This window comes from Amycolatopsis sp. NPDC051373 (genome assembly GCF_040689465.1).
GTDB lineage: Bacteria > Actinomycetota > Actinomycetes > Mycobacteriales > Pseudonocardiaceae > Amycolatopsis.
Genome location: NZ_JBFBAE010000030.1, coordinates 103,380 through 122,971 on the forward strand (window position 1 = coordinate 103,380; position 19,592 = coordinate 122,971).

Genomic DNA, 19,592 nt, shown 5'->3' on the forward strand with positions numbered 1-19,592 from the left:
GAGGAATCATGACTGACAGTGTCACGGGAAAGTACGTCCAGGTCACCTACGATCCCGCGAATCCACCGGCTGACGGCCTGTTGCTGAGTGCGGCCGACGTCCCCGAGATCCAGAACTGCCTCGGTGTGGTGACGATCCCACCAGGATCGCCCAAGACCGACACGATCGCGCACGCCACTTCCGAGGTCATGTACGTTGCCCAAGGGGCTGGTCGGCTGCACACCGACCAAGGCGTTCTGGATTTCGAGCGAGGCCAGGCGATTTTCATCCCGGCGGCTTCGTGGCACGCGCTGGAAAACACCGGAGGCGAGGACCTCGTTTCCGTGTTCTCCTTCCCCTCTCCTTCGCGGCCGTCAACGCGCGCCCAAAGGGTGTCTTGAGGACCCGACAGGCAATACTCGAACGTAGGAAGTAGAATCATGGCATTCGATGCGAAAGCCGCCATGAGCAAAAAACCCAGGTCACTCGGTGAAATCATCGATGGCATGGGGCTCACCCGAACCCACTATCTGGCACTTGCTCTTGTGGTGCTGGGCGGCCTCTTCGAGGTTTTCGAGCAGCTCATTCTCTCGGCGCTCGGCCCCTCTCTGCAAAAAGATCTCGGCATCGATGCCTCCGCCTTGGCACTTCTCTCCACGGTAAGTCTCATCGCCATTGTCATCGGCGGCATCGTGGGTGGTGTAATCGCGGACGTGCTGGGCCGCAGGAGCCTGCTGGCCGTCAGCCTGGGAATCTACTGCCTGGGCTCGGTGCTGTCGGCCATGGCGCCCAACTCGACCGTTCTCGGTGTCACCCGGGTCGTGACCGGCCTGGGGGTCGGCGGTGAGATCGCGGTCGGGCTCACCTACCTGTCCGAGCTGACACCGACCAGGGTCCGGGGCGTATTCGTTTCCCTGTTCAACACGATCTCCGCGGGCGTCGGCTTGTTTCTCGCCTACGCCTACACGTTGCTCGTGATCGGCCCGTTCGCCTCGGCGGTCGGCGCCGGTGACAACGACTGGCGGTGGGCCTTCGGCTTGCTGGGGCTTCCCGCTGTCTTGATCTTCTTCTTCAGGCGGTATCTGCCCGAGACGCCGGCCTATCTCTTGAGCCGGGGCAAGATCTCGGAGGCGAACGAGGCTCTCACCCGCCTGGCGACCGGCAGGCTGCGCCTGCGAAGCGGTGAAATCCACCCCTATGTCGACAGTCAGACCGCTGCCGTCTCGGAGAGCGCACAGGGCGACGGGCCCGCGTCCCAGGCGTTGAAGAGTGTCCTCGCCAAGCCACTTCGCCGGCGCACGATCGCCTTGGGGATCGCGGCGTTCCTCGCGTGGGGCGCGCAGTTCAGTGTGGTGCTGCTGATGCCGATCATGCTGGTCAACCGGGGTTATTCGGTGCAGGGCAGCGTGACGTTCACCATGCTGCAGAACCTGGGCGGCCTCATCGGCTGCGCGATCGCCTCGTACGGCGGATTCGCCATTTCGCGCCGGACCGTGGTCTGTGTGGGTGCGGTGTGCAGCGCCGTTGCCGTGCTGGCCTTCGCCATCTTCGCCCAAGGCGATGCGCTCATCCTGACGCTGGGGTTTGTGTTCCAGATCTTCGTGCTCCTCGTCAACACCACCATCTGGACTTGGGCGCCGGAGCTCTTTCCGACCCGGGTTCGCAGTTTCGGAACGGCTGTCGTCGTCAACACCGGTTTTGTCGGCGGTGCGGTTCTTCCGTTGATCGCCAGCTCCCTTCTGCAGGGTGTCGGCCAGTTCTGGGTGTTCGCCATCGTGGCCGTGATGTATTTGGGGTTGGGGCTGGCGGCGCTGTTCGTTCCGGAAACCCATCGGGTTCCCCTCGAGGTACTTCACGGCTCCGGGCAGTGATTTCGTGAGTGAGGATATGAGGTCGATGCAAGAAATTTCGAGCAATCTGAGCCGGAACCTGGTCGGTTATGGCAAGGATGTTCCGGTCGTCCGGTGGCCCGACGCCGCCAATGTGGCCGTCAATCTCGTGGTGAACTACGAGGAGGGCTCTGAGTACTCCCACGAGATGGGAGATGGCGAGAACGACAGTCTCGCCGAAGTGGAGTACGCCTTTCCCGCTCATCTGCGGGATCTGGCCAAGGAATCGATGTACGAGTACGGCAGCCGGGTCGGCGTGTGGCGATTGCTTCGCCTCTTCGACGAGTACGACATCAAGGCCACCTTTTTCGGCTGCGCTGTGGCCTTCGAGCGCAATCCGGAGGTCGCCTCGGCGGCCCGGGAAGCCGGGCACGACCTGCTCGGGCACGGGTGGCGCTGGGAAGAGCAATGGCGGTTGTCGCGCGAGGAAGAGGCGAACCGGATCAAGAAGGCTGTCGCGTCTTTCAAGGAGACGTGGGGGGAAGCGCCCAGCGGCTGGTACTGCCGCTACGGCCCTTCGATCAACACGCGGGAATTGGTCGTGGAGCACGGAGGATTCCTCTACGACTCGGACGCCTACAACGACGATCTGCCGTATTACGTCGACGTGAGCGGTGTCCGGCATCTCGTCGTCCCTTATTCGCTGACCTACAACGACATTCAGGGAACCCGCTCACCGAGCCTGTTTCTCGACTACCTGAAGCGTGGCTTCGACGAACTGTGGCTCGAAGGCTCGAGGGGCCGTCCCAAGATGATGTCCATCGGCCTTCATCCCCGGCTGGTGGGGCAGGCGGCACGGACGGGTGCGTTGCGGGAGTTCATCGAATATGCCCAGGCCAAGGGTGGAGTCTGGTTCGCGCGCCGCGCGGATATCGCCCGCTGGTGGAACGAGCACTCGGCGGAATTCGTCAAGGGGCAGGCCTAGGTACTGCCTGCTCTGAGATTGAGATCGGCTGACCGGTCCTGGGCATGGGACGGGTCTTTCGGTGGCAGGACGAGAAGCTCGGCCAACTCGTCCGTCGCGCCGAAATACCCGTCCCGGCATCACCGCCTACGGCGCCGGCGGTGAACGCGCCGGTCACCCCCGCCCGCCGCGATGCCGCTCCCAGCCGATGGCGGCGGCGGTGATCCCCGCGCTCACGATTTCCCAGGCGGCACCTCCCTTGAACGCCTTCGGGGCGCGACCGGTGGCGGAGAGCGTGAGCAACCCGCCGCCCATCAGGAGCCGGGCGCGCACGGTGAACGCGAGAAAGCCGGGCCAATTCCGGGTGGCACCCAGCAGGTACAACAGTCCTGTGTTGACGGCGGCCAATGAGCTGACCGTCAGCAGCGGCGCGGCGGTCTTCGCGCTGCCCTCGGTGCCGTCGAAGCTCATCAGGCTCACTTGGCGGGATGGGGCGAGGAGGCCGGCGACGCCCATCGTAAGGGCGAGCGCGCCGCTCGCGGCCACTGTCCACTGTGCACCGTTTCGGGGGCGTGCGGTCATCGACGGGGGCTCCGTTCGGTTCGGATGGTGACGACGATGCCGATCCAGTGCTTGTGCGGCGGCCGGAACCGGTCCGTCCACAGCACCAGCCGGGCGGCGAGGTACTTGCGGGTCATGAGCTTGCGGATGCGAGCGGTTTCGTCGCGGTCCGCCAGGCGAGTGGTTCCCTCGCCGCTCGACGCGTCGTCCGGGATGCGACCCTGACCGTCGGACGGGCTCAAGCGCACGCGGGCGTTGTTGCGGATCCTCTTGACTTTCCCGCTGCCCGGAGGGGTGAGCATGCACACCCGGCCTTGATCGTCGACGGCGACGCCGAGAACGGTCGGCACCGCACGGCCGTCCCTCCGGAAGGTGGTCAGGCTGACGTGGTGGCTCTTGCCGAGCTCGCCGAGCAAGCTCATGCCCGCATCGCCGCCACGTCGAACCCGGACCGGATCCGGCCGGCCGGACCTTCGTCCAGGGAGACGTTCACCGAGCTCCCAGCTCGCCGCCGTCAGTCCGCGCACCGACGCGCACGCGCAGGTGCTGATCGGGGCGGTGGTCGGGCCCGCAACCGCGCGGCTGCGGGAAGCGGGCGGCCTGTGCGGCGGCCCCCGGCCCTGTTCGGCCGACCGTGTCGAGCGTCGGAATCGGAGCGTCGGCCCGACGAAGAAGCCGTCGCCGGTGACCGGTTCAGGAGCCTGGGCCACGTGGCGGCCGTGGTGGGGTCATTGCCGCGCAGGTGATCACGAGTGCGGCGAGGATGAGCAGCGTGAGGAAGAGTTCGACCAGGGCGTTGACGAGCAGTTCGGTTGCCATGGCTCAGTCCCGTCGGTGGTCAGCGGGCTCGGGTGTGCGGCGTGGCAGGAAGCTGGTTGCGGTGACCGTGGCCAGGATGAGGACGATGACCGCCAGGGAGATCGGGGTGGGGATCTGCGGCACGGCGGGCCAGACGCCGTGTGCCCAGTGCAGCACGAGTTTGACCCCGATGAACGCGAGGATGACGGCCAGGCCGTGGTTGAGGTGGCGAAGTTTCGCCAACGCTGTGTGCAGCACGAAGTACAGGGCGCGCAGGCCGAGCAGGGCGAAGGCGTTGGTGGCGAACACCAGATAAGGGTCTTCGGTGATGCCGTAGACCGCGGGCACCGAGTCGATCGCGAACACGACGTCGGTGGTGAACACCGCCACCACCACGACCACCAGCGGAGTGAACACCCGCCGCCCGCGCCGGCGCACGGTCAACCGGGCTCCCTGGTAGTCGTCGGTGATCGGGATGAACCTGCGCAGCAGCCGCACCGATCGCATCCGTGAGGGGTCCGGCTCGGTATCGGCGTCCGTGAGCGCCTGGTGCAGGATCTTCACCGCCGAGGCGAAGAGGACCAGCCCGAACACGAGGAACGCCCAGGTTCCCGCCGCCAGCAGTGCGGCGCCGGCCGCGATGAACGCCCCCCGCAGCACGAGTGCGCCGACGATGCCGTAGAGCAATACCCGCTGCTGCAGCGCGGACGGGACCGCGAACGCGGCCAGCAGCAGCATGAACACGAACAGGTTGTCCACCGACAGGGATTTCTCGACGACGAAGCCGGTCAGGAACTCCACCGCCTGGCCGCTCCCGAACGCGACCCACAGCCAGGCCCCGAACACCACCGGCAGTGCCAGGTAGAACACCGACCAGCCGACAGCCTCTCGCATCGACACTTCGTGCGGACGCCGCGTCACCATGAAGTCGGCGACCAGCAGCAAAAGCAGGACCGCGATGCTGATCAGCCACAACCAGAGCGACCCCACCGACTCGGCCGGAGCCGCCGCAACAACTTCCGCGGGCACAGGTACCTCCTCGAACGAGCGCGCACGGGCGCGTGTTCGAGGTCTCCTTCACCCTGTGCCGCCGACACCCTGTGTCACCGACCTGGGCGGGCGCCCGAGGACATCACCGGGATGTCCGTATTGACCGGGTAGCCCCTGCGGAAGTACTCCCCTCGCGGTCAGTATGGCTTCCCTGTTCCGTAAAGTAAAGAATCATTAAAGGTCAAATGGAGTTGCTTGGTCGTCGCCTTGCTTCGATTCTGAGGCGCCGAAAGTGCGCTGCGTCGACCGGAGTGGTTCCTCGACGAACGTGGCGGCGATCCCGCTTCCGCACCAGGTTCGACGCGGTGGGTCAGCCCGCAACGCCGAACCGCCTCGGCGCCGAGCACTGAGCGCCAGCATCCGCGGAACTGTTCAGCCCTTGCTGATGTATCAGTGATCGCTGTACTGTTCGGCACATGCTGACGTGCGAGACGCGGGGTGCGGCGCTGGCCCGGCTGGGCAAGGCGCTGGCCGACCCGACGCGGTGCCGGATCCTGGTGACGCTGCTGGACGGGGTTCGGTATCCCGGGCAGCTGGCCGAGCAGCTGGGCCTGAGCCGTTCGAACGTGTCGAACCATCTCGCGTGTCTGCGCGGCTGTGGCCTCGTGGTCGCGACGTACGAGGGGCGCCAGGTGCGGTACGAGCTGGCGGACGCGCACCTGGCGAAGGCGTTGAGCGAGCTGGTGCACGTGGTGCTGGCGGTGGACACCGACGAGGCTTGCCTGAACGAGGTCGCGCCCACGGCGTCGTCGGCGAGCGTGGAGGCGGCCCGATGAGCGACGCCCGCGAGCGCCTTAACCTGCCGCCGGCCACGCCCGAAACGGACGGCTGCGCGGACGGCTGCTGCGCGGCGGCACCCAGGCCGACGACCGCGGTTCCCGCCGAACGCCGCGCTGTGCTGTCCCGCCGGGTGCGGCTGCTGGTCGCTGCCACTATCTCCTATAACGTCGTCGAGGCCGTGGTGGCGATCTCCGCGGGGTCGCTCGCGTCGTCGACGGCCCTGATCGGGTTCGGACTGGACTCGGTCATCGAGGTCGCCTCTGCCGCGGCGGTGGCGTGGCAGTTCTCCGGCCGCGATCCGGAAGCCCGCGAGCGCACCGCCTTGAAGGTGATCGCGCTGTCGTTCTTCGCGCTGGCCGCCTACGTGAGCGTCGAGTCGATCCGCGGCCTGGTCGGCGCGGAGCCGGCGGAGCACTCGACCGTGGGCATCGTGCTGGCGGCGGTGTCGCTGCTGGTGATGCCGTTCCTGTCCTACGCCCAGCGCCGCGCCGGCCGCGAACTCGGTTCCGCCAGCGCCGTCGCCGACTCCAAACAGACCCTGTTGTGCACCTACCTGTCCGGCGTCCTGCTGGTCGGGCTGCTGCTCAACTCGTTGTTCGGCTGGTCTTGGGCCGATCCTGCCGTCGCCCTCATCATCGCCGCGGTCGCGGTCAAGGAAGGCCGCGAAGCCTGGCGCGGCGAACACTGCTGCTGAACCCGGACCCGGCCCGCCGGCCGGTGAGCGCCGGGCGTGCTCAGTGTCAGAGCCGTGTCAGCCGGATGTCAGTCCCGTGCGGGATCGTGGCCGCTACCGCCACGAAATCCGTATCCCACCGTGGATCTGAGAGAACGGACACCGGGATGACAGTCGATCAGGTGCACAGGCCCGCGATCCGCGTGCAGGGCCTGAAGAAGTCCTACAAGAGCCTGGAGGTGCTGCGCGGGGTCGACTTCGACGTGGCGCGCGGCAGCATCTTCGCCCTGCTCGGCTCCAACGGGGCGGGTAAGACCACGATCGTGAAGATCCTCTCCACGTTGCTCAAGGCCGACGCGGGGACCGCCGGAGTCAACGGCTTCGACGTCGCCACGCAGGCGGCGAACGTGCGGGACTCCATCAGCCTCACCGGGCAGTTCGCGGCCGTCGACGAAATCCTCAGCGGGCGCGAGAACCTCGTTCTGGTCGCCCGGTTGCGGCACCTCGAGAACCCGGGTGGGATCGCCGACGACCTGCTCCGGCGGTTTTCGCTGTCCGACGCGGCAGCGCGGAAGGTGTCGACGTATTCGGGTGGCATGCGCCGCCGTCTCGACATCGCGATGAGCCTCATCGGGAATCCGGAGGTCATCTTCCTCGACGAGCCGACGACCGGGCTCGACCCGCAGGCCCGCATCGAGGTGTGGCAGGCCATCAAGACGCTCGCCGAGCACGGGACGACCGTGCTGCTCACCACGCAGTACCTGCACGAAGCCGAACAACTCGCCGACCGGATCGCGATCCTGCACGAGGGCCGGATCATCGTGAACGGCACGCTCACCGAGCTGAAGCAGCTGCTCCCGCCCGCCAAGGTCGAATATGTCGAAAAGCAGCCGACCCTCGAAGACGTCTTCTTCGCGATAGTCGGTCACAACGGCTCCGCAGCCGACACGGCGCCGGCCCGGGCAAGTGAGGAACGACGGTGACCAAACACTTCTTCGGCGACACCACTGTCCTGTTGGGACGGTCGCTGCGCCACATCACGCGCAGCGTGGACACCATCATCACGACCACGATCATGCCGATCGCCTTCCTGCTGCTGTTCGTCTACGTGTTCGGCGGCGCAATCAAGGCCGGGTCGGGTTCGTACGTGGACTACCTGCTGCCCGGCATTCTGCTCATCACGATCGCGTCGGGCATTTCCTACACCGCGTTCCGGCTCTTCCTGGACATGAAGAGCGGCATCTTCGAACGCTTCCAGTCCATGCCGATCGCCCGCTCGTCCGTGTTGTGGGCGCACGTGCTGACCTCGCTGGTCGCCAATCTGATCTCGGTCGTGGTCGTTGTGCTCGTCGCCCTCGTCATGGGCTTCCGCTCGGGCGCGGGTGTGCTGTCATGGCTCGCGATCGCCGGCATGCTGATCCTGTTCACCCTGGCGTTGACCTGGATCGCCGTGATTCCCGGCCTCTCCGCGAACTCCGCGGACGGCGCGAGCGCGTTCGCCTATCCGCTCATCTTCCTGCCGTTCATCAGCTCGGCCTTCGTGCCCACCGACACCATGCCCGGCCCGGTGCGGGCCTTCGACGAGCACCAGCCGGTGACGTCGATCGTCAACGCCATCCGCGACCTGTTCACCGGGCAACCGGTCGGCAGCGGCATCTGGATCGCACTGGCCTGGTGCGTCGGCATCCTCGTCGTGGCTTACGTCTTCGCTGTCGTGACCTACCGCCGCAAGATCTCCTAGCCGGCGAGGGCACGCTTTCCGGAGTGGGACGGGCGTGGTCGTCAGTGGTCGGTGAGCGATCGGGTCGCCGGGCCCAGCGTGGACCACCCCATCGTCATGACGTCGACCTCGTCGAGGACGACGGTGCCGTTGCTGATCACCTCCCGCAGTTGGGGCAGGAATGCCCGGATCTTGTCCGGCCGGTCGATGAGCAGGACGAGGATGGGCATGTGGTCGGCCATGCTCAGGACCCGTGTCGTGTGGATCATGCGGTGCAGGCCGTACCCTTCGCAGCCGCGCAGCACCGTGGCCCCGGCGAGGCCGGCCTTGCGGGCGCGGTCGAGGATCTCGCGGTGCAGCGGTGTGTGCTGCCAGAGGTCGTCCTCTCCGATGAGGATCGTCATGCGCAACGCGGTTCCCGTGAGCTGCATCGTCATCGCACTCCCTCCCGAGTGGGTGGCCACCGCTGGACCGTGAAGGGGTAGGACTCGAGCTCGTCGATCACCACGGGAGCGGTGAGCTCGAGGTCATCCAGCTGTGAGAGGAACTCCCGGATCTTCTCGGGCGAGTCGACGATGACGATCAGCAACGGCAGGTCCGCGCCGAGCGGCAGCCGGCGTTGCGTGTGGATGCGCAAGTTCGCGCCGTAGCCGGCGATCCCGCGAAACACGCTCGCCCCGGCCAAGCCCGCCCGGCGCGCACGGAACACGATCTCGGCGTCCAGCGGCCGGTGACGCCAGGTGTCCCCATCACCAAGGAAGATCGACAATCGCAGAAACTGACTGGTTGTCGTCATGACGTCCTCCCGGTCCGCTGCAGCACGCATCGTCCAGGAAGCCATCAGCCGTCGCATCCGGCGGTTCGGGCCGTGTGGCCCCGGCGGGATCCATCGCCGCTACCAGTACATCCCCGCTGGTCCGATGGGTCAAGTGCCGAGGCGGATTCAGACTCGACCACCGCAGCGTCAGCTCCGCGAAGCGGCCAGCACTTCGTTGAAGGCTTCAGTCGACGACGGGTGCGTGTAGATCCCGTCGCGCAGATCCGCGGCGGTCACACCGTGCCGCATGGCCAGTGTGACCAGGTTGATCAGCTCCTGCGCGTCGACGCTGAGCAAGGCGGCGCCGAGGATCTGGTCCGTCTTCGCGTCGATGATGAATTTCATCAGCCCTCGGGTCTCTCCGAGGATCTTCGCTTTGGGCATCGCCACGATGTCCGCGACCGCTTTTTCCGCCACCTTCACCGCGTACCCCTGCTCGCGCGCATCCCGTTCGGTGAGTCCCACCCGTGCCAAGGGGGGCGTCAGGAAGAGCGTGTAGGGGATGTGCACGCGGTCGGCAGTGGATCGGGCGCCGAGGCCGGTGAGCTGGTCGGCGACGATCCTGCTGTCATCGAGGGAGACGTAGGTGAACTGCGGCCCGCCCTTGACATCGCCGACCGCGAAGATGTGGGGCTGGCTGGTGCGCAGGTGATCGTCCACTTCGACCGCACCGCCGGCCGTGGTCGCCACGCCCGCGAGGTCCAAGCGGAGGCCGTCGGTGGCGGGCTTGCGGCCGGCCGCGACCAGCACCGCGTCGACGACGATCGTGCCGCCGTCTTCACCCTGGCGGTAGTCGAGTCGGGCGCCCTCTTCCGTCTCGGACAACCGGGTGACCTGAGCGCCGAGGACGAACCGGACTCCGGTGTCGGCCAGCACCTGTTCCGCGGCCGCCGCGACGTCGTCGTCCTCGCGGCCCAGGATGCGTGGCGCCTGGTCGAGCACCGTCACCTCGCTGCCGAATTGCGCGAACATCGACGCGAACTCGATGCCCACGTGGCCGCCGCCGAGCACGGCCAACCTGCGCGGGAGGTTGTCTCGCCCGATGAGGTCGGTGCTCGTGTGGACGCGGGTGCTGTCGGCGAACCCGGGGATGGCGGGCAGGACGGGCTCGGCCCCGGTGTTGATGATGATGGTGTCGCCGGTCACGGTCAGGCGTTCGTCGCCGGCGCTGACTTCCACCGTTTTGGGGTCGACGAAGGCGGCCCGTCCGGTGAGGACCGTGACGGAGTCGATCGAGTCGAGGGTGGAGAAGTTGATGCCGCGCAGCCTCGTGGTCAGGTTCCGCGTCTTTCCGACGGCTTCGCCGTGGCCGGTACCGGTTTCGGCGTGGTGGATCAGCGACTTGGTGGGCACACACCCGACGTTGGGGCAGGTACCGCCGTACATCTGCGCCGACCGCTCGATCACGGCGACGCGCTTGCCGCGCCGTCCCATCGCGGCGGCCAGTGTTTTGCCCCCTCTGCCAAATCCGATCACGACGAGATCGAAGTGCGTGGAGTCCACGGTGGACATTGCTCTCCTCCTGGCTGCGCTGCGCGTCTACGTCCCGGCCGGGGACGCACTCAAATGTACGTACATTTGAATATAGGACAACGTACGCGCCGCGGGGTCGAGTGTGTCGGACGCGACAGCCCGGACGAAGTGACCGTCACCTCAAGGGGAACGGGGGCTTGCGGTCGTCGAGGTCATGGTATTTCTCCTGGTGAACTGTGAGTCTCAGGAAACCGGACCCGCCGGACGAGTCCGGCGCGGCGCTGTCACCCCTCAGGAAGCGTCCTGGACAACGCCGTGGTCCGCCCAATAGCGAACGTGCGGCAGATCGTCGTCGAGCCAGTAGGCGGTATCCTCGGTGACCACGAGAACCTCGCCCCATTTCGCGCCGATGTCGCCGCGGCCGATGTGCGGCTCGAACGCCCACAAACCCGGCTCACACGGCCGGTCGGACCTCGGCTTCCAGAAGGGCGCAGAGCGAACGTCCAGGCGCAGAGCCGATCCGACGACGTCGCCCGCCAGATAACTGACCGTCTGCGGGCTGAAACCCTTCACGTTGAACGTCGGCAACCGCAGGCCGGGCACTCGGCCGACACGGTGCGCGATCGCCGACCCGGGGTACATCGAGTGGATGTTCACATAACCGTGATCTTGGGTGTAGTCGTCCACCGTTTTGTCGATCCTGGCCTGGGTGTCCCCATTGCGCACCATCTCCAGAATCATCGGACGAAAGGCGGCGAGCTCCATTCGAGTTTCGTGGAATTCTTCGGTCGGTTCGCCCAGCGTGCACGAGTACCCGATATCGGCGGCTCCACCTCGATAGATGGGGCCGACGTCGAGGATGACCGCATCACCCTGCGTCAACCGACGACCGCTCGGCCGGTAATGTCCACTGGCCGTTTTGGCTGCGAAGAGGTCTCGGACCCGACGCGGAAGCGGCGGAAAGTCCAGGAACCGAGTACGGTCGCCGAACCAAACGAAGCCGTAGTGGAAGAAGTGGGAAACGCCACGCGCACGCAGCCAGCGCTCGAGCTTCCCGGCCGCCTGCTGCTCGGTGATCCCTTCGTGCAATTCGGCTTCGATCGCGAGAGTCGCGTCGAAGGCGAGACGTTGAGCCGCCTTGAATGCTACGAGTTCTTCGTCGGTGAACAGTTCGCGGGTCAAGGTCCGGTGCCTCCGGTGACGTCGATGTTGATCAGCTCCAGCGTCTGCGAGCCCGGTTCGACACTGAAGAGCAGAACCTGACGAAAACCCCACAGACCCGGACACAAGAGGGCCACCTTGCCGACCCGGCGCAGTCGAGTCCGAATTTGTGGGCTGCCGGTCACTCACCGCCTGGCCGGGACTTTGCCGATCACCAAAACTGGAAGCAGGAAGCCCCCGTCTCACTGGAGCCCTCGTGTGCGCAAGCGGCGACGCAGCAAGTGGATCGACCTCGGTTACCTCGTCGTCGACGATGACCAGTTACGACTGGGTGTGCGAAACGAACGGCGTACTGACTCGCGCCGAGCGTTCGACCGTCCGCACCGGCATGCGAGAATTCGTCCTGGAGACGATCGGTGGTTTCATCACGTGGCCGATGAACCGGCCGCGACCGAGGGAAACCGTCGTTCCGCAAGTTCCTGACACCGAAGTCGCGAGCGCTGCGGTCGAGATGGCCAAGAAGCAAGGCACCACGCTTCTCTTCCACGGCTACCGAACCTGGCTGCTCGGAACAGCGTTGGCTCAGGCGGACCAGGCCGAAATCGACCCGGAACTTCTGTTTGTGACGGCACTGCTGCACGACTCGGGAATGCTCGTCAGCGTGCCCGGGGAGGATTTCACCCGGCGATCGGCGGACACCGTTCTCGACGTTTTCGACCGCGCCGGCGCGCCGCGCCGCAGAGCCCTCGAAGCCGCCGATGCCGTGGTCGCGCACGCGACACCCGGCCTCGACAGGTCCACGGACCCGATCGGCTACTACGTCCAAGCCGGTGCCATGGCCGATCTTGCCGGCATCCGCAGGTGGCACCTGCCGCCCGGGGCCCTTGGTCAAGCCTATGCCCTGTACCCGTCCCACGACATCCACCGCACTCTTTCGGCGCTGGCTCGCCGAAATGCCGAAGAACTACCCGACGGTCGAATGTCGCTGCTCGTTCCGAAACCACTGGGCAAGGCACTTCGCTTGGCACTGAATTTTTCGACCGGATGACCGGCACGAATTCTACGGCCTGCCCGTGCTCTTGAACCGGTCGCGATACTGACTCGGCGAGAGCCCCAATCGGGCCACGAAGGTGCGGCGCATCGTCTCCGGGCTCCCGAATCCCGCGCCCGCCGCCGCCTCTTCGACGTTGTGTCCTGAATCCAGCAGCGACTTCGCGTGATCAAGCCTGACTTTCTCGACATACCTCGCCGGCGTCATGTCGAACTCCGCCTGGAAGAGCCGGATGAGGTGCCGGGCGCTGACCCCGACCCGGTCGGCAAGCCGGCCGGCGCTGTGATCCAGGCCGGGGTCCGCGGAAATGACATCGACGACGTCTCGCAGCGTCGGCGTCCGGGCGGGCTTGATCTCCAGCGGGGCGGAGAACTGCGACTGACCACCTGGACGTTGCATGAAAACGACAAGGTTTCGAGCAACGGCACGCGCGAGGTCGGGGCCGTTGTCGGCCTCGACCAAGGCCAGGGCGAGGTCGATCCCGGCGGACACCCCCGCCGACGTGAACACCCCTCGGTCCTCGACAAAAAGAGCATCCGGAAGCACGTCTACGTCGGGGAACGCACGAGCGAAAAGTTGCGCGTGGCGCCAATGGGTGGTTGCCCGACGCCCGGACAACGCGCCCGCGGTGGCCAGGGCGAAGGAACCCGTGCAAATGGAGACGAGCCGGCGAGTCCGCTCGCGAAGCACCCGGATGGCAGCCACGAGTTCTGGATCGATGGGGGCGCCGACAAGGACATCGCCGCCGCAGACCACGACGGTGTCCGCGCGCGCCACGCTGTCGGCGGGACCGTTGACGGGCATGGTCGACCCGGTCGAGGTGGCCACGGCCTCACCCGAGGGTGACACATAGGACAGCGAGTAGTCCGCGCCGAAGAGGTTCGCTTCGGCGAAGACCTCGGCCGGCCCGGCCACGTCCAGGCTTTTCACCCCGTCGAAGATGACGAACACCACGCTCCTCGAGCTGGGCACTGACCTGACCTCGCAATCGTCGAACCCGGCGCACGGTTGCCGAAGCGCCGGGTTGACTGAAGCGTTGCATCCAGCGCTCCCCGTGCCGAACCGATGTCCGGATCTGTGGGAACCCGGTCGGTTTTCGCTCTGCAGCAGAGTCCACCAGTCCCGCCAGACTGACAGAGCCCACTTGGAAGTTGTGGTAGGACAACGCTTCCTGCTCGGTCAGCCGACCTCATCACCCCTCGTCGCACCAGCAGGAAACTCGTCGACGACCACGCGAAGGACAGACACCGGAATCACGCGAAACCAGGTTGATCCGGTTTCATGCCGACTTCGGGTCGGGCAGATCAGCGCGGGGGAGCGAACCGGGTCGGTGAGGAAAGCGGTGCTACGTTTTTCGGCCGTTCGCCGATCACCGGCGACATGACCACGGTCCCCGCGCCGCCCGTCGGGCGCGCACCCGGCGCTCTGGGCCGCTGGCTCGCCGGCGGTGCGCTCGTAACCGTGACCGCCGGCCTCGCTTACCTGCTCTCGGCGGCCGGCGGTTCGCTGCCGCACCTGCTTCCCGGCTACGACGTGTGGCAGGAGCAGGCGTACGCCCGGCTTCCCCCGTTCCTGCGCTGGTGCCTCGGCGACACTACCGAGGCACAGTCGTTCAAGACCGATCTCGGGGGGCTCGGCCTGCTCGCCGGCGGCTGGATCGCGCACGTCGGGGCGACCCGGCGGCGCCGCCGGGCCGGGTTCCCGATCGCTGCCGGCACCGGGTTGTGGCCGTGGCTCACCGGATCGGCGCTGCTCGGGCTGCTGCTGTCGAACCTCGCGTGGGGCTGGACGATCCCCGCCACGGGCGCGTGGCAGCCGACGTTCGTCGCGTTCGTGTCGATCCCGCCCGCGGTCGTGCTGATCTACGGACCGGGCTGGCGCGTGGCCCTCACCGGCGCGGTCCTCGGCGTCGTGCTGACGACGCCGATCGCGATCGGACTGGTCCAGTTCGTGTGCTATCCACTGGGGCTGCCCACCTCGATCGGCAACGCCAGTGGCATGTGGCTCAGTGCGCTGCTCGCGTTCCCCCTGTGCCGGATACTGCCGTGGTTTCCCCGCCGGCCGACACCGGTACCCGATCCGGTCGATCCGCCACGCCAAGGACCTGCGTGGGTCATCCGCCGCGTACTGGCCGACTTCACCGAAGCACCGTTCCACGGCAACGAAATCAGTTCGGCCGGTCTGCTCGTCGGCACGCTGCTCTCGTACCTGCTCAACCCGCTGACCCCGGTGCACGGCACCGCGCTGCTCCCGGCACTGCTCACCACGCAGTTCCTGACCTCCACGCTCGGCGTCCTGCTCTACCGCCGCCAGTGGGCCCGACACGGCTGGTACCCGACTTTCGTCCCCCTGGTCTCCGTCGCGCCCGCCGCAGTGTTCACCTACGGCCCCACAGTCCCGGCCATCGTGGGCGGCGCGGTCCTGGGCGCGATCCTCGCTCCGCCCCTCGCCGCGTACACGTCACGAAGGCTCCCGGACACGGTCCACCCCTTCGTGGGCAACGTCGTGTCCATGACGGTGTGCACGGCGGCGGTGGTCCCTGCCCTCGGGTTGGTTCCCGGATTCGTCCGCTGAGGGCAATCAAGACGGGCTCGAATGACTCATGCCGCGGAGATCTCCCGGCTCCTCGCGGGGATCGCCCCGACGTATCGATGCACGAGGAACCGTGGAATCTCTACCGCGAAGGGTCGGCGGCGACGCAGCTTTGGCGCCTTTTCAAGCGCTGTGGTGACAAGGAACAGACGGGGCACGGCCAACACACTGCTGACCCGGAAGCGGCCGCAGCTGCTGCCCAGCTTTAACCCACGAGCAGCGCCACCTCGGCCGTGACGGTGCGGGCATCGGTGAAGCAGGGTTGATCGCTTTCTTCGGCGTGCTGAGCAGCTGGTCGAGCAGGACGGCGAAGCTTGTCGCCGATGCGCACCACGGCCGGCCGGTTCCACGATCCACCCAGCCCTGATCCAGGGGTGGGCATCCCGGTGAGGGAAGCCCACCCCCGGCATGTCACAGCAATGCGTCCAGGGTGATCGGCAGGGATCGCACTCGTACGCCGGTCGCGTGGTGCACCGCGTTGGCGACCGCGGCTGCCACGCCCACCAGGCCGACCTCGCCGACCCCTTTGGTCCCGATCGGGTTCATGCGGTCGGGCTCGCCGACGAAGGTGACGTCGATGTCGGGGATGTCCGCGTGCACGGGGACGAGGTAGTCGCCGAAGGTCGCGTTGGTGATGCGGCCGGTGGTCGGATCAGTGACCGTTTCCTCGAACAGCGCCATGCCGATGCCGCCGATCACGGCGCCGATGATCTGGCTGGTGGAGGTCTTCTCGTTGAGGATGCGGCCACCGTCGATCACCGACACCACGCGCGTCACGCGGATCAGGCCGAGGTCCTCGTCGACCCGGACCTCGGCGAAGTGCGCTCCGAACGCGCCGGCGGGCGCCATGCCGAGGTTATGGGGATCGGCCGGGGTGCTGCTCCCTTCGGCGGACAGGTCCGGCAGTCCGTGGCGGGCCAGGATGGCGGTGTAGGTTTCGGCGCGCTCCGGCTCGTCGCGCCGCCGGATCCGTCCGCCGGCGGCGACCACGTCCGCGAGGTCACTGCCGCGCAATGGTGATCGGGCGTCGTCGCGCACGAGGTCGAGCATCGCGCCGAGCAGCCGCGCACAGGCGTTGTGGACGGCCGAGCCGAGTGCGCCGGTGAGGCCGGACCCGCCCGCCTGCGGTGCCTTCGGCAGGTCCGAGTCGCCAAGGTCGAAGCGCACTCGCTCAGGTGGTATGCCGAGCAGTTGCGCCGAGAGCTGGGTCATCACCGTGTAGGTCCCGGTGCCGATGTCGATGGCCGCGCTGCTGACGGTGGCCCGCCCGTCGGCCGCCACCGTCGCCCGTGCCGAGCACGGCGCTTGGTACCACGGGTAGCTCACGCCCGCCATGCCCTGGCCGACCAGCCAGCGCCCGTCGCGCAGGGTGCGCGGCTCGGCCGGACGCCGGGACCACCCGAACCGCTCGGCTCCCACGGTGTAGCACTCCCGCAATGCCTTGCCCGACCACGGCAGGCCCAGCGCGGGATGGGTGTCGGCGTAGTTGCGCAGCCGCAGCTCCACCGGGTCCATCCGCAGTGCCAGCGCCAGTTCGTCCATCGCGGATTCGAGCGCGAAGTTCCCCTGTGCCTCGGCCGGTGCCCGCATCGACACCGGGGCCGGGACGTTCACCCGCACCTGCTGGTCCCACGTGCGGACGTTCGGGCAGGCGTAGGCCACGGCCGAGCCCGCCGCGAAGGGCTCGTAGTCGTCGTCCTCGACGGCCAGCAGCGAGCGGCTGCGGTGCTCCAGCGCCAGCAGACGGCCGTCGGCGCTCGCGCCGAGCCGCACCCGCTGGACGCCTTGGGGCCGGTGGCCGACCGAGGTGAACATCTGCGGCCGGGTCAGCACGAGCTTCACCGGCCGGCCCAGTTCACGTGCCGCCATCGCGGCGAGGATCACGTGCGGCCACGCCCGCAGACCGGCACCGAATCCGCCGCCGACGAACGGGCTGAGCACCCGCACCGACTCCTCGGGCAGGCCGAAGACCACCGCGAGCGTCTCCTGCACCATCGACGGCCACTGCGTCGAGTCGTGCACCGTGAGCCGATCGCCTTCCCACTCGGCGAGGGTGGCGAACAGGCCCAGCGGGTTGTTGGTGTTGTCCGACGTGGCGTATTCGGCCTCGACCGTCACGTGCGCCGCGGCCAGACCCGCCGCGAGGTCACCTCGCTCGCGGTCCAGGCCCCACGGGTTGTCGACGATGACCGCACGAGGATCGTCCGGGTCGAGGACCGGTTCGGCGGCCGCGTACTCGACGCGCACCAACGCCGCGGCCGCATCGGCCTGTTCGCGGGTCTTCGCGACGACCAGCGCGACGTGCTGCCCGTGGTGCAGCACGCGGTCGTCCTGCAGCGGAGCCGGCGGCGACACGCCCAGCGGGGTCATCGGGCCCCGGACCAGCGAGGGTGCGTTCAGATGGCTGAACACCTTCACCACTCCGGGTGCCGATTCGGCGGCGACCGCGTCGATCGCGGTGATCCGTCCCGCCGCGACGGTGCTCCGCACGAGGACGGCGTGCGCTTGTCCGGGCGCGCTGAAGTCCGACGGGTAGGGCGCCTGACCGCTGACCTTGCGAGGCCCGTCTACCCGGTTGAGCCCGGCGCCGATGAACGGCAGCGCCTGGAAGGTGGTCATTGGGACATCTCCGATACCGTCTGGAGCTGCCGGACCAGGGCCCGTTTGGCCAGCTCGACCTTAAACGCGGTGCCCGGCACGGTCCATGCACCCGTGACCGCAGCCGCCGCGGCCTCGCGGAAGCTCGTCCCGGTCGCCGGTGCGTCCCGCAGCACCTCCTCGGCCGCCAGGGCCCGCCAGGGCTTCGAACCGACGCCGCCGAAGCCGATCCTCGCCTTGCTCACGACTCCGTCCTCGATCTCGAGTGCTGCCGCCACCGAGACCAGGGCGAACTCGTACGACACCCGGTCCCGGACCTTCAGATAGCCCGAGCGCGTGGTCTCCGGCAACAGCGGGATCTCGACCTCCGTGATCAGCTCACCGTGTGCCAGCACGGTTTCGGAGCTCGGCGTCGTGCCCGCCTCCAGGTAGAACTCCGCAAGCGGCACGGTCCGCTTTCCCCGGGCGCTCTCGAGGTGCACCACGGCGTCCAGCGCGACGAGGGCCACGGCGAGGTCGGAGGCGTGCAGGGCGATGCACCGCTCGCTGACGCCGAGGATGGCGTGCATCCGGGCGGGTCCGGTGACGGCGGCGCAGCCGGACCCCGGCGCACGTTTGTTGCAGGCGGAGACCGCCGGGTCGCGGAAGTAACGGCAGCGCGTGCGCTGCAGGAGGTTGCCGCCGATCGTGGCCATGTTCCGCAGCTGCACGGAGGCTCCGAGCAGGAGCGCCTCTCGCACCACGGGCAGCCGGTGCGTGACGAGCGGATCCGCGGCCAGGTCCTCCATGGTGGTCAGTGCGCCGACGCGCAGCGAGTGCCCGGTGCCGAGGACCCCGCGCAGCGGCAGCCCGGTGATGTCGACCAGTCGGTCGGGTGCGAGGACTCCGTCTTTCATCAGGTCGACCTGGGTGGTGCCGCCGGCGAGGTACGCGGCGCCGGCGCGCTCCGATGCCGCCAGCGCGTCGGCTACCTCGGACGTCCGGACGTACTCAAACGTGCGCATCGGTACCTCCGGTGTCCGCCACTTCCCGGATCGCGGCCACGATGTTGGGGTACGCGGCGCAGCGGCAGAGGTTCCCGCTCATGAACTCGCGGATGTCCTCGTCGGTCTTCGCGCGGCCTTCGGCCAGCAGTGCCACGGCCGACATGATCTGGCCGGGTGTGCAGTAGCCGCACTGGAAAGCGTCGTGCCGGACGAACGCTTCCTGCATCGGGTGCGCGCGCCCGTCGCGGGAGAGCCCCTCGATGGTGGTCACCTCACGGCCTTCGCATTGGGCGACGAGCGTCAGGCACGAAAGCACCCGGTGCCCGTCGGCGAGCACCGTGCACGCGCCACACGCACCCTGGTCACAGCCCTTCTTGGTGCCGGTGAGGTCCAGCCGGTCACGCAGAGCGTCGAGCAACGTGACGCGCGAGTCGGCGACCACCACCCTCGGTTCTCCGTTCACGACGAGTGCCGTGATGGTCTCGGTGGCGCCTGGGGCGAGGGTCCGCGACGCCGTGCTCAGCTTGGGCGTAGAGGTCATCCGTTCAGAGTGGGCCGCG

Annotated in this window: 21 protein-coding genes; 9 read left to right on the forward strand and 12 right to left on the reverse strand. The window is 67.7% G+C overall.

Going from position 1 to position 19,592, the window contains the following annotated elements; genetic code table 11:
- Nucleotides 1–8: 8 nt before the first annotated feature.
- From AB0383_RS40595 to AB0383_RS40605, 3 genes are read left to right on the forward strand one after another with little or no spacing between them, the layout of a single operon-like run.
- The gene (locus AB0383_RS40595) at nucleotides 9–380 is read left to right on the forward strand and encodes a cupin domain-containing protein (protein WP_220241724.1); all 372 of its coding nucleotides are present in this window, start codon (nucleotides 9–11) and stop codon (nucleotides 378–380) included.
- A gap of 39 nt (nucleotides 381–419) precedes the next feature.
- Nucleotides 420–1,850, forward strand: a complete 1,431-nt coding sequence (locus AB0383_RS40600) for an MFS transporter (RefSeq protein WP_364177167.1) — start codon at nucleotides 420–422, stop codon at nucleotides 1,848–1,850.
- Between the two features lie 25 nt (nucleotides 1,851–1,875).
- Nucleotides 1,876–2,793: a polysaccharide deacetylase family protein gene (locus AB0383_RS40605; RefSeq protein WP_364177164.1), complete on the forward strand. Its 918-nt coding sequence runs from the start codon at nucleotides 1,876–1,878 to the stop codon at nucleotides 2,791–2,793.
- Nucleotides 2,794–2,946: 153 nt separating this feature from the next.
- Here AB0383_RS40605 and AB0383_RS40610 read toward each other — a convergent pair whose 3' ends face one another.
- From AB0383_RS40610 to AB0383_RS40625, 4 genes are all read right to left on the reverse strand, one after another.
- Nucleotides 2,947–3,354 carry a hypothetical protein gene (locus tag AB0383_RS40610; protein WP_366190097.1) on the reverse strand — a complete coding sequence of 136 codons (408 nt, stop codon included), beginning with the start codon at nucleotides 3,352–3,354 and terminating at the stop codon, nucleotides 2,947–2,949.
- Entirely contained in the window at nucleotides 3,351–3,755 is a 405-nt protein-coding gene (locus tag AB0383_RS40615) for a PPOX class F420-dependent oxidoreductase (RefSeq protein WP_366190098.1), read from the reverse strand. Before AB0383_RS40615 ends, AB0383_RS40610 begins: the two co-directional genes overlap by 4 nt.
- A gap of 271 nt (nucleotides 3,756–4,026) precedes the next feature.
- The gene (locus AB0383_RS40620; protein ID WP_364177156.1) at nucleotides 4,027–4,152 is read right to left on the reverse strand and encodes a hypothetical protein; all 126 of its coding nucleotides are present in this window, start codon (nucleotides 4,150–4,152) and stop codon (nucleotides 4,027–4,029) included.
- A gap of 3 nt (nucleotides 4,153–4,155) precedes the next feature.
- A complete protein-coding gene (locus AB0383_RS40625) occupies nucleotides 4,156–5,160 on the reverse strand; it encodes a TerC/Alx family metal homeostasis membrane protein (protein WP_364177153.1) in 1,005 nt (334 codons plus the stop codon).
- Nucleotides 5,161–5,597: 437 nt separating this feature from the next.
- Here AB0383_RS40625 and AB0383_RS40630 point away from each other — a divergent pair, with 437 nt between their 5' ends.
- From AB0383_RS40630 to AB0383_RS40645, 4 genes are all read left to right on the forward strand, one after another.
- Nucleotides 5,598–5,957 (forward strand): metalloregulator ArsR/SmtB family transcription factor, encoded by a 360-nt coding sequence (locus AB0383_RS40630; protein WP_364177150.1) that lies wholly within the window; start codon nucleotides 5,598–5,600, stop codon nucleotides 5,955–5,957.
- The gene (locus tag AB0383_RS40635; protein ID WP_366190099.1) at nucleotides 5,954–6,655 is read left to right on the forward strand and encodes a cation transporter; all 702 of its coding nucleotides are present in this window, start codon (nucleotides 5,954–5,956) and stop codon (nucleotides 6,653–6,655) included. The genes AB0383_RS40630 and AB0383_RS40635 overlap by 4 nt, the downstream gene beginning before the upstream one ends.
- 146 nt (nucleotides 6,656–6,801) lie before the next feature.
- On the forward strand, nucleotides 6,802–7,617 hold the full coding sequence (locus AB0383_RS40640; RefSeq protein WP_366190100.1) for an ATP-binding cassette domain-containing protein: 816 nt from the start codon (nucleotides 6,802–6,804) through the stop codon (nucleotides 7,615–7,617).
- Entirely contained in the window at nucleotides 7,614–8,375 is a 762-nt protein-coding gene (locus AB0383_RS40645; RefSeq protein WP_366190101.1) for an ABC transporter permease, read from the forward strand. Before AB0383_RS40640 ends, AB0383_RS40645 begins: the two co-directional genes overlap by 4 nt.
- Nucleotides 8,376–8,416: 41 nt before the next feature.
- Here AB0383_RS40645 and AB0383_RS40650 read toward each other — a convergent pair whose 3' ends face one another.
- The 4 genes from AB0383_RS40650 to AB0383_RS40665 form a co-directional block, all read right to left on the reverse strand.
- Nucleotides 8,417–8,791 carry a DUF190 domain-containing protein gene (locus AB0383_RS40650; protein WP_364177140.1) on the reverse strand — a complete coding sequence of 125 codons (375 nt, stop codon included), beginning with the start codon at nucleotides 8,789–8,791 and terminating at the stop codon, nucleotides 8,417–8,419.
- Nucleotides 8,788–9,150 carry a DUF190 domain-containing protein gene (locus AB0383_RS40655; RefSeq protein ID WP_364177137.1) on the reverse strand — a complete coding sequence of 121 codons (363 nt, stop codon included), beginning with the start codon at nucleotides 9,148–9,150 and terminating at the stop codon, nucleotides 8,788–8,790. Before AB0383_RS40655 ends, AB0383_RS40650 begins: the two co-directional genes overlap by 4 nt.
- A 168-nt stretch (nucleotides 9,151–9,318) precedes the next feature.
- On the reverse strand, nucleotides 9,319–10,683 hold the full coding sequence (locus AB0383_RS40660) for an FAD-dependent oxidoreductase (protein WP_366190102.1): 1,365 nt from the start codon (nucleotides 10,681–10,683) through the stop codon (nucleotides 9,319–9,321).
- A gap of 252 nt (nucleotides 10,684–10,935) precedes the next feature.
- Entirely contained in the window at nucleotides 10,936–11,826 is an 891-nt protein-coding gene (locus AB0383_RS40665; protein WP_366190103.1) for a M24 family metallopeptidase, read from the reverse strand.
- Between the two features lie 292 nt (nucleotides 11,827–12,118).
- On the opposite strand from AB0383_RS40665, the gene AB0383_RS40670 reads away from it, so the two are divergent.
- Nucleotides 12,119–12,853 (forward strand): hypothetical protein, encoded by a 735-nt coding sequence (locus AB0383_RS40670; protein WP_364177129.1) that lies wholly within the window; start codon nucleotides 12,119–12,121, stop codon nucleotides 12,851–12,853.
- 12 nt (nucleotides 12,854–12,865) lie between these two features.
- On the opposite strand, the gene AB0383_RS40675 is transcribed toward AB0383_RS40670, so the two are convergent.
- Nucleotides 12,866–13,807 (reverse strand): GlxA family transcriptional regulator, encoded by a 942-nt coding sequence (locus AB0383_RS40675; protein ID WP_364177127.1) that lies wholly within the window; start codon nucleotides 13,805–13,807, stop codon nucleotides 12,866–12,868.
- A gap of 429 nt (nucleotides 13,808–14,236) precedes the next feature.
- On the opposite strand from AB0383_RS40675, the gene AB0383_RS40680 reads away from it, so the two are divergent.
- Nucleotides 14,237–15,430, forward strand: a complete 1,194-nt coding sequence (locus AB0383_RS40680; protein WP_364177124.1) for a hypothetical protein — start codon at nucleotides 14,237–14,239, stop codon at nucleotides 15,428–15,430.
- Between the two features lie 429 nt (nucleotides 15,431–15,859).
- Here the strand turns inward: AB0383_RS40680 and AB0383_RS40685 are convergent, their stop codons facing one another.
- The 3 genes from AB0383_RS40685 to AB0383_RS40695 are packed head-to-tail and all read right to left on the reverse strand — an operon-like array spanning nucleotide 15,860 to nucleotide 19,573.
- Nucleotides 15,860–18,067, reverse strand: coding sequence for a xanthine dehydrogenase family protein molybdopterin-binding subunit (locus AB0383_RS40685; protein WP_364177121.1), 2,208 nt, complete (start codon nucleotides 18,065–18,067; stop codon nucleotides 15,860–15,862).
- On the reverse strand, nucleotides 18,064–19,050 hold the full coding sequence (locus AB0383_RS40690; RefSeq protein WP_366190104.1) for a xanthine dehydrogenase family protein subunit M: 987 nt from the start codon (nucleotides 19,048–19,050) through the stop codon (nucleotides 18,064–18,066). The genes AB0383_RS40685 and AB0383_RS40690 overlap by 4 nt, the downstream gene beginning before the upstream one ends.
- Nucleotides 19,037–19,573, reverse strand: a complete 537-nt coding sequence (locus AB0383_RS40695; RefSeq protein ID WP_366190105.1) for a (2Fe-2S)-binding protein — start codon at nucleotides 19,571–19,573, stop codon at nucleotides 19,037–19,039. The genes AB0383_RS40690 and AB0383_RS40695 overlap by 14 nt, the downstream gene beginning before the upstream one ends.
- Nucleotides 19,574–19,592: the final 19 nt, after the last annotated feature.

What these genes read in the sequence shown, in the direction of transcription:
- AB0383_RS40630 (WP_364177150.1), top strand. Translation starts at nt 5,598, where the DNA reads ATGCTGACGTGCGAGACGCGGGGTGCGGCGCTGGCCCGGCTGGGCAAG.
- AB0383_RS40640 (WP_366190100.1), top strand. Translation starts at nt 6,802, where the DNA reads ATGACAGTCGATCAGGTGCACAGGCCCGCGATCCGCGTGCAGGGCCTG.
- AB0383_RS40685 (WP_364177121.1), bottom strand. Translation starts at nt 18,067, where the DNA reads ATGACCACCTTCCAGGCGCTGCCGTTCATCGGCGCCGGGCTCAACCGG.
- AB0383_RS40650 (WP_364177140.1), bottom strand. Translation starts at nt 8,791, where the DNA reads ATGACGATGCAGCTCACGGGAACCGCGTTGCGCATGACGATCCTCATC.
- AB0383_RS40655 (WP_364177137.1), bottom strand. Translation starts at nt 9,150, where the DNA reads ATGACGACAACCAGTCAGTTTCTGCGATTGTCGATCTTCCTTGGTGAT.
- AB0383_RS40620 (WP_364177156.1), bottom strand. Translation starts at nt 4,152, where the DNA reads ATGGCAACCGAACTGCTCGTCAACGCCCTGGTCGAACTCTTCCTCACG.
- AB0383_RS40690 (WP_366190104.1), bottom strand. Translation starts at nt 19,050, where the DNA reads ATGCGCACGTTTGAGTACGTCCGGACGTCCGAGGTAGCCGACGCGCTG.
- AB0383_RS40670 (WP_364177129.1), top strand. Translation starts at nt 12,119, where the DNA reads ATGACCAGTTACGACTGGGTGTGCGAAACGAACGGCGTACTGACTCGC.
- AB0383_RS40615 (WP_366190098.1), bottom strand. Translation starts at nt 3,755, where the DNA reads ATGAGCTTGCTCGGCGAGCTCGGCAAGAGCCACCACGTCAGCCTGACC.
- AB0383_RS40600 (WP_364177167.1), top strand. Translation starts at nt 420, where the DNA reads ATGGCATTCGATGCGAAAGCCGCCATGAGCAAAAAACCCAGGTCACTC.
- AB0383_RS40635 (WP_366190099.1), top strand. Translation starts at nt 5,954, where the DNA reads ATGAGCGACGCCCGCGAGCGCCTTAACCTGCCGCCGGCCACGCCCGAA.
- AB0383_RS40695 (WP_366190105.1), bottom strand. Translation starts at nt 19,573, where the DNA reads ATGACCTCTACGCCCAAGCTGAGCACGGCGTCGCGGACCCTCGCCCCA.
- AB0383_RS40680 (WP_364177124.1), top strand. Translation starts at nt 14,237, where the DNA reads ATGACCACGGTCCCCGCGCCGCCCGTCGGGCGCGCACCCGGCGCTCTG.
- AB0383_RS40660 (WP_366190102.1), bottom strand. Translation starts at nt 10,683, where the DNA reads ATGTCCACCGTGGACTCCACGCACTTCGATCTCGTCGTGATCGGATTT.
- AB0383_RS40605 (WP_364177164.1), top strand. Translation starts at nt 1,876, where the DNA reads ATGCAAGAAATTTCGAGCAATCTGAGCCGGAACCTGGTCGGTTATGGC.
- AB0383_RS40610 (WP_366190097.1), bottom strand. Translation starts at nt 3,354, where the DNA reads ATGACCGCACGCCCCCGAAACGGTGCACAGTGGACAGTGGCCGCGAGC.
- AB0383_RS40595 (WP_220241724.1), top strand. Translation starts at nt 9, where the DNA reads ATGACTGACAGTGTCACGGGAAAGTACGTCCAGGTCACCTACGATCCC.